At 41.3% G+C, this 10,455-nt stretch carries 8 protein-coding genes and 2 pseudogenes; 3 read left to right on the forward strand and 7 right to left on the reverse strand.

Annotated features, from left to right (window positions below; all coding sequences use genetic code 11):
• Position 1 precedes the first annotated feature (1 nt).
• From AAC147_RS00080 to AAC147_RS00085, 3 genes and pseudogenes are all read right to left on the reverse strand, one after another.
• Entirely contained in the window at positions 2-1,105 is a 1,104-nt protein-coding gene (locus AAC147_RS00080) for an efflux RND transporter periplasmic adaptor subunit (protein WP_047678751.1), read from the reverse strand.
• A gap of 145 nt (positions 1,106-1,250) precedes the next feature.
• Positions 1,251-1,428: pseudogene (locus tag AAC147_RS19975) on the reverse strand (IS1-like element transposase); the annotation flags it as partial.
• Between the two features lie 207 nt (positions 1,429-1,635).
• Entirely contained in the window at positions 1,636-2,103 is a 468-nt protein-coding gene (locus AAC147_RS00085) for a hypothetical protein (protein WP_052189365.1), read from the reverse strand.
• Positions 2,104-2,300: 197 nt separating this feature from the next.
• Between AAC147_RS00085 and AAC147_RS00090 the strand changes: the two are divergent.
• Positions 2,301-2,390, forward strand: a pseudogene (locus AAC147_RS00090) (IS1 family transposase); the annotation flags it as partial.
• 31 nt (positions 2,391-2,421) lie between these two features.
• Here AAC147_RS00090 and AAC147_RS00095 read toward each other — a convergent pair.
• The 4 genes from AAC147_RS00095 to AAC147_RS00110 all read right to left on the reverse strand — a co-directional run bounded on the left by AAC147_RS00095 (position 2,422) and on the right by AAC147_RS00110 (position 9,103).
• The gene (locus AAC147_RS00095; protein ID WP_047678791.1) at positions 2,422-3,387 is read right to left on the reverse strand and encodes a GlxA family transcriptional regulator; all 966 of its coding nucleotides are present in this window, start codon (positions 3,385-3,387) and stop codon (positions 2,422-2,424) included.
• A 101-nt stretch (positions 3,388-3,488) separates the two neighbouring features.
• On the reverse strand, positions 3,489-5,633 hold the full coding sequence (locus AAC147_RS00100; protein WP_047678754.1) for a type I secretion system permease/ATPase: 2,145 nt from the start codon (positions 5,631-5,633) through the stop codon (positions 3,489-3,491).
• 1 nt (position 5,634) lies between these two features.
• Entirely contained in the window at positions 5,635-6,990 is a 1,356-nt protein-coding gene (locus tag AAC147_RS00105) for an HlyD family type I secretion periplasmic adaptor subunit (protein WP_047678757.1), read from the reverse strand.
• Positions 6,983-9,103, reverse strand: coding sequence for a peptidase domain-containing ABC transporter (locus AAC147_RS00110; RefSeq protein WP_047678760.1), 2,121 nt, complete (start codon positions 9,101-9,103; stop codon positions 6,983-6,985). Before AAC147_RS00110 ends, AAC147_RS00105 begins: the two co-directional genes overlap by 8 nt.
• A gap of 502 nt (positions 9,104-9,605) precedes the next feature.
• Here AAC147_RS00110 and rtxH point away from each other — a divergent pair.
• Together rtxH and rtxC are read left to right on the forward strand one after the other, a co-directional pair.
• Positions 9,606-9,950, forward strand: coding sequence for a protein RtxH (gene rtxH, locus AAC147_RS00115; protein WP_047678763.1), 345 nt, complete (start codon positions 9,606-9,608; stop codon positions 9,948-9,950).
• Between the two features lie 34 nt (positions 9,951-9,984).
• Positions 9,985-10,446, forward strand: coding sequence for an RTX toxin-activating lysine-acyltransferase RtxC (gene rtxC / locus AAC147_RS00120; RefSeq protein ID WP_047678766.1), 462 nt, complete (start codon positions 9,985-9,987; stop codon positions 10,444-10,446).
• Positions 10,447-10,455: the final 9 nt, after the last annotated feature.

A 10,455-nucleotide genomic window follows, 5' to 3' on the forward strand; every position in this document is an offset into this window, starting at 1 on the left:
CTTATTTTCCCTGTGATTTAATGGAAACAGTATCCATCTCTTGTAGGAATGGAGATGCAGAGACTACAACTTTATCGTTTGCTGATAACCCAGACTTTATTTCAACCCATTTATCAAAAATACGCCCTATATTGACCTGCTTTTTCTCCACCGCATTGTTTTTACCCACAACATAGACGTCTGCTTTGTTTCCATCAGTGATACTCACTGCACTATAAGGAATGGCATTAATATTTTCTGGTTTAAGCTGAAAGAGAGCATAACCGAAATCGCCTAGTTTGATATTTGTGGGAACGTTATCAAGCGTGATCCTGATGAGCCCTATTTGAGTAATAGGATTAATCTTTGGTGATACATATCTCACCTTACCCGTTATTTTATCCCCTTCAGTAAGAGAAATGGTTGCAAGTGAGCCCACCTGGATCTGTTTTAAGTCAGAAATATAGGCTTCAGCCGAAAATTCGTATTGGTTATTGTCGATAAGCTTAAACAGGTAATTACCATCAGTGGTCATACCAACTGTGGCAACACGCTCACTGATAATTCCTGCTTTGGGAGCCAGAATAGTTGTTTTGGCACGCTGGCTTTTTTCTTCTTGTAATTGCGCCTGTAATTGCCGGTATTCGGCTTTTGCCGCATTTAAGGCTGCTAATGCCGAATTAGCCTCCATTTTATATTTTTCAAACTCACTGGCAGTAATGACGCCGGTTTTGATCAGCGGTTTTGCCCGTTTCAGGTCGGATTGTGCCCGATCGTTCATGGCCTCATTCTGTTTTATCAGAGCCAAAGCATGTTCCAGATTCGCTCTGGCCTGTTTGACTTTCTCATCCTGAATGGGCGTTTCCAGTGTAGCCAGAACATCACCTTGTTTGACGTGATCGCCTTCTTCTACCAGGACATCAGTAATGATATGCTGAGTCAGTGACGGGCTTATGATAATTTCATTTCTTGCTACAATAGATCCTAATATATTAATTGAAGGAGTAAAGGGAACTGCCTGCATCGTTGTTGCTGAGACACGCATCTGTTCTTGGGATGCTTGGGCATTTGTGAAAACGAGCACAGAAAAACAAAAGCCAAGAAGAGATAACAAATTTCTTGCCATTTATCGTCCTTACTAATGACTGAAGATGATCGCCTAAATTAGCGCCTATACTTTAGATAGATTAGTCTATCTAAAATTTGCGTGCAACCTGTTTTCATCATGCTTTGTGTTAACTATATTTTACCCAGAATCTATCCCCAGATCAGGGCAAATGGGTCTCATTTCTTGGCGTGAGCTTTTTAAGGTGCGAATGACTGTGTTAATGCCGACTTTTAGAACCCAGGCTGTGTCCCTGATGCTGGAGTTATTTATTGCCATATCAATAACTCGCTTTTCATACCGGGATGACAGGCTTGATAGGTAGCGTTTAGTTGGAAGGTTTTGCTCTCACCCACAATAAAAAGCAGGGAGTTTATCACAATATCTAATCATCGGGAGCATGACCTGATTATTCTAAATCCCCCGAACTGCACGATAAGATCATTGGTACATTCATTGATCGTAATTGCTATGTTTGACATACATCAACATAATTAAATATATAACCTTTTTTTATGTTCTCCAGCTCTGTCGCAGACAATATGTGATATTCACGCGCTTCTATACAACCATCTCCTTGTTATATTGTGATATTTATTTAAACTCGAAATGACGCAATTATATTCCTTCCCTTTGTTTGGTATCAAAAATGTACTAACTGGATTTTTTAAATCTTTATCAAGACTAAAAAATATATTAATGTCTGGCTCCATGCTGCCAATAAATTCATATGTATTACTTATCCCTGCTGGCGATAGAGTCACGACTAAAGGTCTGGAATGGCCTGGAGGAATAAACTCCGAGCTGGCAGACATTATTCCAGTCTTTGTATTTATGTTATACCTATTGTTCACGTTTAAACCAACGTATTTTGATCCAGAACTTGATAGTTTTTTAAAGCATTCAGCGTCATATTGAGGTGCTAAAGCACCATTCTGTAATACGGTATAGACAAATTTCAGTATAACTTTAGCTTCTCCCTCAAAAGAATTAGCATGAATTTCTTTAATTTTTTTCATAAATTGACTCCATTGTAATGGTAAATTATGTCTGAATTAGATTAATTAACAAACTCTCAAGCCGATTATATATTATGGTTCATATACAGAATCTTAATAATTAAATCTTTCAAAACATGTATCCAATATTTTGTTTTTACATGACTTTCTTTGCGGTGTTTTGGAAGGCATCCTTGATTTTGATATTAGTTTGGTGACTCAATCGTAAGACACTGGGTTATTCTAAATCCCCCGAATTGCACGATAAGAGCATTGGTACATTCATTGAACGTAATTACTGTATTTGACATGCATCAACGGATTAAATACATGACCAAATCAGCCATTATGGTGATATTTTTGTCGATACTCTTTTGGTGTCAGGCCATTACAGCGTTTAAATAACTCTCTGAAATAACGGGTATCTTCATAACCCACTTCATGACTGATTTCTTCAATGGTTTTTTGCGATTTTTCTAGCCAGTGTTTGGCCTGTGACAGACGTATCTGTTGGATATATTGGATCGGTGTTTGTCCTGTGGCAACTTTGAATCTGCGTTTCATTTGCCGTTCACAAAGATGAATTTTATTTGCCAAATCAGCAACCGATAAAATTTCAGAGGGGGAAGAATGCATCCAATCTTGCAGCTTGTGAATGAGTGGATCTGAATGTTGACGATAAGGGACAAAACTGACTGAATCCTGGTTTTCACTTTCTCCAAACAGGAAATGTGCACAACGTTCTCTGGCGTATTGTCCATAAATCAGCTCCACAATATTCATCATGCAACGGGCATCTTCATAAGCACTGGAAATGCAGAACCGATTATTGTCGCAAGTGATTTTTTTGTTGGTATACAGAGGAATATGGGGAAATAGCTCTTTGAATTCAGCAGCGAAATGAGGGTGAATAGTTGCACTTGTTTTTAGTAAGCCTGCGCTGGCCTGCATGAAAGTGCCGGAACAAATGGAAACAACAGGAATATGCTTTTCACCCATGGCTTTCAGCCAGTCGATTATTTCCTGTGAACAGTGGTGTGGTTGCCATTCAGGAAAACCCAGTGAGCCGATCAGAATAAGGTCGGGTTGTGTATCATGATAAAGGCTGCCCTGAAACGTTGAGGCAGAGCCAATCAACAGACCATGGGGTTCATCCATTCCCTTCTGAGTAGGATAAATAATACGAACATCAGGAATAGGGCCGCCAATAGCATTAGCGGCAATAGTCAGTATTTCAATCGGCATAGCAACCGATGTGACTGAAGTATGTGAAAATACCAGAGCTGTGATAGAGAATTGTTTCATAGCCATATTCTCTTCCTTAAGAACATCTTACAATGTTGGGTTAATTTCGTTATTAAGATGAAACAAGCCTCCCGCCTTCAATGAATTTTTCAGAATGATAGTCAGCTAGTTTGCTGATTCCAAAGTTGTGCATAGAGCCCATTTTGTTGTAACAGATCATCATGTGAGCCTGATTCGATTATTTGCCCTTGATCTAAAACGAAAATTTTATCTGCGTGGCGAATGGTGTTCAGTCGGTGAGCAATGCTGATAATTGTCCGATCCCGGCGGATCTCAGGCATATTGCTCATAATGGCAGCTTCGGATTCATAATCCAGTGCGGAGGTTGCTTCATCCAGGATCAGGATCTTGGGTTCATTCAGTAATGCTCTTGCCAAAGCGATACGTTGCCGTTGGCCACCAGACAGATTGCTGCCTTTTTCACCGACCGGATGGGTGAATTTATGGGGAAATTGATTGATAAAATTGATAGCCCCAGCCAGAGTTGCTGCTTGATAGAGTTCTTCATCACTGGCATTGGGTTTACACAGACGGATATTGTCGGCAATGCTACCAGAAAACAGAATGCTTTCTTGTAATACCACGCTCATATTGCGTCGCAGCGATACCGGATCGGCAATGGCCAAATCCATGCCATCCACTAAAACCTGGCCATGTTGTGGTATATACAAACGTTGCAGCAATCGGGTCAGGGTGCTTTTGCCTGAGCCGGATGGCCCTGTGATACCGATAAATTCTCCTGCCTTGATCGACAGTGACAGATTTACCAATACTTCGGGTGTATCTTCATGGTAACGAAAACGGATATTTTTGAATTCAATCTGACCTGCCAGCTCAGGAGAAGACGCTAATCCTTGTTTGCTGTTCTCCATGGGTTCATCAAGAATATCGCCGACACGTCTTAGAGCGATCAGAGTATGTTGGAAATCCTGCCATACTTGTGCCAATCGCAGGATCGGTTGTGTGACATGCCCGGCCAGCATATTGAAAGCAATCAGCTCGCCGGGAGATAGCTCTCCTGCAAGTACGCTTTTGACTCCCCACCATAGCAATAGTGCTGCGACAATTTTTTGGATCAACGTGATCCCCTGTCCTGCGGCAAGCCCGCTTTTCTGGGCTGCAAAACGCTGGATTAACTGTCGGCTCAACACTTTTTGCCATTGGTGCAGAAAACGTTTTTCCGTCGCTGTAGTTTTGATTGTTTCAATACCCGTCACGGCTTCCGTTAAGAAACTGGTCGCATTGGCATCAGCTTCGTATTCCGCTTCTACTTTATGCCGGATGATTGGCCCTACGGTGATCCAGAGCAGGAAATAGAGTATCAGAGAGCCGATCACTATCCATGACAGCAGGCTGGAGTAATGGAACATGACACCAAGGAATAGGATGATAAAGATCAGATCGAGCAATAACATCAGGGTAGAACCCGTCAGAAACTGGCGAATTTGCGCCATTTCTCTGACACGGGCGATGATTTGCCCTGTTTGACGCTGTTTGAAATAGGGCAGGGGTAAACCCACCAGATGGCGGTAAAGTCTGCCGGAGAGTTCTGCGTTGATTTGGCTTGCCATATGCCCAAATACAGTGTTGCGTAAAAAACCGTACAAGGGTTCTGCAATGGCGAGTGCCAGCATTGCCAGACCGAGAACATGCAGACTGGAAAAGCTGCGTCCCACCAATACTTTGTCGATAATGTTTTCAAACAACAGAGGTGATGCCAATGCAAAAAGTTGCAGCACAATGGCCAGCAGGAAAATATCCCGTAACTGTTTTTTCTGTCTGAAAATGGAGGGATAAAACCAGCTTAAGCCAAATTTGACCTGTTTTTTAGTTAGATTTTTTTCAGCGACAAGCAAGATCTTATATTGGTCATGCAAATCCTGAGTTTTTTGTTTTCCCGTAACAGGATTGAGAACGGTAAATTGACCCGCGTTGGCATCCAACAATACCCACCAGCACTGTTCCAGTTCAACCAATGCCGGCAGAGGTAAAGTTGCAGCCGTCTTTGATGTCAGCAAATCAAATTTACTGTGTAGCCCGATAGCATCAGCCGCTTCCCGTAGTTGCCAGTCTGTCAGTTGCAGCGAATCTAACCCCAGTGCATGGTGCAATTGCCTGGCATCAGCAACTTTGTGGAATTGTTTTCCCAGATAAGCGACACATTCCAGTGCACGATTATTGGCATGATTTTCCGTATCAGTGCTATTTTTATTAATACTATTTGTAAAGGAAAAAGTCTCTGCCATATTATTTTTCCCTCAGCGCTTCAGACTGATATTCCTGAATCGGGCTGAGCAGGTAATCAATCACTCGCCGTTGATCAGTCTTGATGTCTGCAACAATCGACATCCCTGCCGTAAGCTCGACGGGTTTACTATCAACCATAATATTGTTTTGCTTAAGGCTGATTTGAGCCGGAAAAACCAGTCCCAATCGTTCATCGATAGTGGAGTCACGGGAAATACTCAGTAATTTTCCTTCAATAGTGCCATAGCGTGTATAAGGGAAAGCATCGACTTTCACTGTTACCGACTGACCGGGACGAACAAAGCCGATATCTTTATTCAGGATCTGGATTTCGGCGAGTTGTACATGGTCATCTGGAACGATCACCATAAGATTTTGTGCGGGTTGCAGTACTGCTCCAAAAGTATGAACACTTAATTGCTGAACAGTACCCGTAACAGGAGAACGTACAACAGAAAGTTCTTCCCGCTCTTTCATTTTTGATAGCTCTTGTTTCAGTACAGCCAGTTGTATTTCAGCCTGCTTTCTTTTTTCAAACCAGTCCCGTTCTTTTTGTGCTTTGAGACTTTTCAGGCGCTCTTCAAAGCTCTTGTATTGAGCCATCAGAACATTAAGTTCTGATCTTTGTTGAGTGAGCAGCCGTTCTGTTTCCAGTAATTCCTTTTCCTGTTCCAGATATTCCATTCGGCTTATAACTTGCTGCTGACTCAGTGTCTTTCTTGCTTGTAAGCGTTGACTAATATTCTGGCGCAGATTAGTCAGCGCCTTCATATCGCTCTCTTTGGCTTTTTGGGAAGAGAGATTGACATCCATTTCAGCATAGGTATTGGTAATAATAGTGTCGAATTCCTGCTTCTCATGAGCGTAATGTGCCAGGATTTTCTGCTGTACAGATATCGGCTGCTGCTGGAAAAGAGGCGAAGATTTAGGGTCATGTTTGTCCAGCAATGCCTGATAACGGATCTTCTCTTCAGTAAAATATTCGCGCTGCTCAAGCAGACGTGCAATATCCTGATTCACACCGAGTGTATTTAATGTCAGTAGTTCTGCTCCCTTTTCAACATGTTGCCCGTTGGTAACATGGATCGCGATCAGACGACTCTGTTCATAAGCCTGGATCATTTGTGAACGACCAGAGACGATCAGGCGCCCGGTTGCTGTTGCCTGTACATCTAATTTTCCCAGATATGCCCACAGGAGAGCTGCCAGTACACCAATACTGAGTACAATCGCCGTATAACGAGCAAACGGAGAAGGTGGGCGTTGTGACAATGCCAAATGGGTTGGCAGAAAATCATAATGTATTGAAGGAGCACGCAGGTGTTTTAGCCCCTTACGCAAGATGGCTTTAAACATGGGAGGGGCCCTCCTGTTTCAATTCCTGTTGTAGTTCTTGTTGTAGCTGCCAGAGTTTTCGATAGTGTTTGCCATGCTGCAAAAGTTGCTCATGACTTCCTTGTTCGCTGATCTGGCCTTGATGCAGCACAATTATCCGGTTGCACTGACGTACAGTGGACAATCGGTGTGCAATGGTGATGACGGTTCTACCTTGTGCAATATTTGCCATATTGGATTGAATGATGGCCTGTGATTCATCATCCAATGCGCTGGTGGCTTCATCAAGGATCAAAATTTTGGGATCAGAGAGCAGGGTTCTGGCAATCGCCAGACGTTGTCTCTGTCCGCCTGACAAAGATTGCCCCCCTTCTGCAATAACGGTGTCATACCCTAGTGGTAGTTTGAGAATAAAATCGTGAGCACCGGCCAGTTTTGCCGCTTCAATTACAGCGGACAATGAGGCATCCGGCCGTGATTGCGCAATATTTTCCTGTACGGTTTTATTGAACAGAAAGTTTTCTTGCAGCACGATACCTATTTGCTGCCTTAATGATGCAATATCAATCTGTTGCAGCGGGATACCATCTAAGGTGATTTTTCCATGTTCCGGGGTATAGAGACGCAAGAGCAAGCGGGCAAGGGTGCTTTTTCCTGAACCGGATGTACCAACAACGCCAAGCGTTTCTCCTGCCCTGATATTCAGCGTGAAATGGTTAATGGCTGGAGGAAGATCAGGTTGGTAACGGAAAACGATATCGGAGAATGAAATTGTGCCTATTAGTGTCACCTGCTCCTTACCTGATTGTTGTTCCGTCGGTAAATTCAGCATATCCCCTAATTTATCGACAGCAATGCGTGAGCGGATAAATTGTCCCCAGAGCTGCACCAGTTTGGTCAATGGTTGTTCGGTATGATTGACCATCATATTGAAAGCAATCAATTGACCGATAGTCATGTGCAGGGAAAGAACTTCTGATGCACCAAGCCAGATAATAATTGCGCTGGTTACTTTTTGTAGCAGCATTACCAGATGGTTGGAACGGTTGTCCCATTGCTGAACTTCATAACTGGTACTGACCATATTTTCGGTCTGGTTATCCCAACGATGTGTAAAACGTGGTTCAGCGGCAAGGCTTTTCAGCGTCTCGGCTCCTGCAACGGTTTCAGTCAGAAAAGAGGTATTGAGTGCAGCATGAGTGAATTGTTTCTCTACTGCTTTTTCGATCTTGGGTGTAACCCACCAGGCAAGTAAGGCATAGAACGGTATAGTGAGCAGAAAGATCAGAGTTAATTTCCCGGAAATCAGACTCATAACGTAAATAAAAACGAACATGAACAGGACATCAATACATAATGTAAACATCGAACCTGTCAAAAATTCCCGGATAGTTTCCAGTTCCCGTACCCGTGTGACAATTGCCCCCACCTGGCGGGTTTTGAAAAACAGTAAAGGCAGACCAAATAGATGCTTGACCAGCTTCAGCCCCAGTTTGATATCAATCCGATTGGCCGTGTGAGCATATTGGTATTCGCGTAATCCTCTCAGGACAACTTCAATCAGTCCGGCGACCACCAAACCAAATATCAAAACATCTAATGTCGAAAGTGCCTGATGTACTAATACCTTATCCATGACAACCTGAAGGAATAAAGGAGAAATCAGGGCTAAGATTTGCAAGATGAAAGAAAACAACAATATCTCAGACAGATTTTTCTTCTGTCTGACAAATTCTGGGATGAACCATTGAATATTAAATTGGCTACTGTTTTGTTTTATTTTTATCCAGTGGCCACTCCATGAATTGATAAGGTCTGTTTTATCTAATATTTCTGGTTTTTCTTGATGGGGTTTTTGAATTAACACACGATGTTCATCTGATTTTGCCAGAATAAAAGGGTTTCCATCATTATCGAATAGAATAGCTGGTAAAGATAATGTATTAATTTTCTTATTTATTGAACGCTTATTCTTAATAGATATATGGTGTTTTTTCTTTAATTTATTTAAAGAAACATGATAATTATCATTATTATTGCTTATGTTTTTATCAGATATAATCGAGTGTTCGCCATTAGATATCATTATTATTAATTTAATTAATGATAATGTTGTTTTTTCTATTTCATTCATGCATGGAGATCTATTTGTAATGAAAGCCAAAACTCAAATTAAATAAGCAACAAGAGAGAGAATATGGTATCTCTCGATAAAAAAATCTTAATGAATTTAATAATGAATATTATCTGCTATTAATGGGGATATTAACGTAGGTAATTAGGACAAAATATGGTGGTTAAAAAGACATTTTAATATTTATATATTGATTTTAAAAAGTAAATAGATATATTTTCGATCAAAATCATCAATAGATTACTTGGTTTTCTTCTCGCTTGTTTCACTTGTCATTTTGCAATTTATGTTGAAGTGTATGTCTGTTTTCAACCTTCAATACTCATTAATTAACTCATGTTGTAACGGTGTTTTTGGTGCTACTTAACCTATTAGGTAGCATGTAATAGAGGGATTTAATGATAAAATTATCCTAATCAAGATAAGGTTCATTTATCATTTATTCTCTTTTAATTTAATATGTTCTTAACATTGGATTAATATTTATTTAATGGATAATGATATGTCTGAAAAATTCGTTCAAACAATTTCAAGCGTTAATTACAATAAAGGTGTGTTTTCTCTTTATTTTGTTGGTCAAGATCCTCATCAAATGGCAAATGGGGTACTGGCGGAAAACGATAAAGAATTGGCGTTAAAACAAGTTATCCATATGCCGGTATCAGGTTTTATGTATATGGTTTCTATGGTGAAAAGTATGCTCGAAGATCCACGTATGGAAGCTGAAATCAATAAGCTGATTGCTGCTGGGTTTTTGCCGATGCCAGAGATGGACGAAAATGCAGCACCTGTTGAAGTTGAACAATCTGTAAAACCGACGGCACGTAACACGAAAAAATCAAAATAAAATCAGTAAAATCCTACCAGATAGTTGCTCGATTATGATGATCACACATCAACCAGCAACACTGAGTCAGACTGAAATACAAGCATTAATTGGTGGGGTGATGTTACTTTGTCAACATTCTCCCCTGCATCGACGCTATTTAGTTGCAGAATGGCAACAACGTATTTTACCGTCATTTCAGCTCAATCAGTTTTGCTATTACGAAGATGAATACCAACGCCCAGTTGCTTTTTGTAATTGGGCTTTTTTGTCTGACAGCAGTCGGGATGCAATCCTTTCCGGTGAACGGGAAATCATGCATGAAGACTGGCGTTCTGGTCAGCATATCTTTTTTCCAGAAATGATAGCGCCTTTCGGACATGCGCGTGACATTGCCTGCGATCTGCGCCGCCGTGTTTTTGCAGCGTGGAAAGGGCAGAAAGCCTGTACTGTCCGGGGCATTCTGGATATTAAAAATGACCGCTGTATCCGCCGGGTGCAGTGGTTTACTGTTTAATTTTTTTGC

Source organism: Xenorhabdus sp. NBAII XenSa04 (assembly GCF_963866145.1).
Classification (GTDB): Bacteria; Pseudomonadota; Gammaproteobacteria; order Enterobacterales; family Enterobacteriaceae; genus Xenorhabdus; species Xenorhabdus indica.

What these genes read in the sequence shown, in the direction of transcription:
- AAC147_RS00080 (WP_047678751.1), bottom strand. Translation starts at nt 1,105, where the DNA reads ATGGCAAGAAATTTGTTATCTCTTCTTGGCTTTTGTTTTTCTGTGCTC.
- AAC147_RS00085 (WP_052189365.1), bottom strand. Translation starts at nt 2,103, where the DNA reads ATGAAAAAAATTAAAGAAATTCATGCTAATTCTTTTGAGGGAGAAGCT.
- AAC147_RS00095 (WP_047678791.1), bottom strand. Translation starts at nt 3,387, where the DNA reads ATGAAACAATTCTCTATCACAGCTCTGGTATTTTCACATACTTCAGTC.
- AAC147_RS00100 (WP_047678754.1), bottom strand. Translation starts at nt 5,633, where the DNA reads ATGGCAGAGACTTTTTCCTTTACAAATAGTATTAATAAAAATAGCACT.
- AAC147_RS00105 (WP_047678757.1), bottom strand. Translation starts at nt 6,990, where the DNA reads ATGTTTAAAGCCATCTTGCGTAAGGGGCTAAAACACCTGCGTGCTCCT.
- AAC147_RS00110 (WP_047678760.1), bottom strand. Translation starts at nt 9,103, where the DNA reads ATGAATGAAATAGAAAAAACAACATTATCATTAATTAAATTAATAATA.
- rtxH (WP_047678763.1), top strand. Translation starts at nt 9,606, where the DNA reads ATGTCTGAAAAATTCGTTCAAACAATTTCAAGCGTTAATTACAATAAA.
- rtxC (WP_047678766.1), top strand. Translation starts at nt 9,985, where the DNA reads ATGATGATCACACATCAACCAGCAACACTGAGTCAGACTGAAATACAA.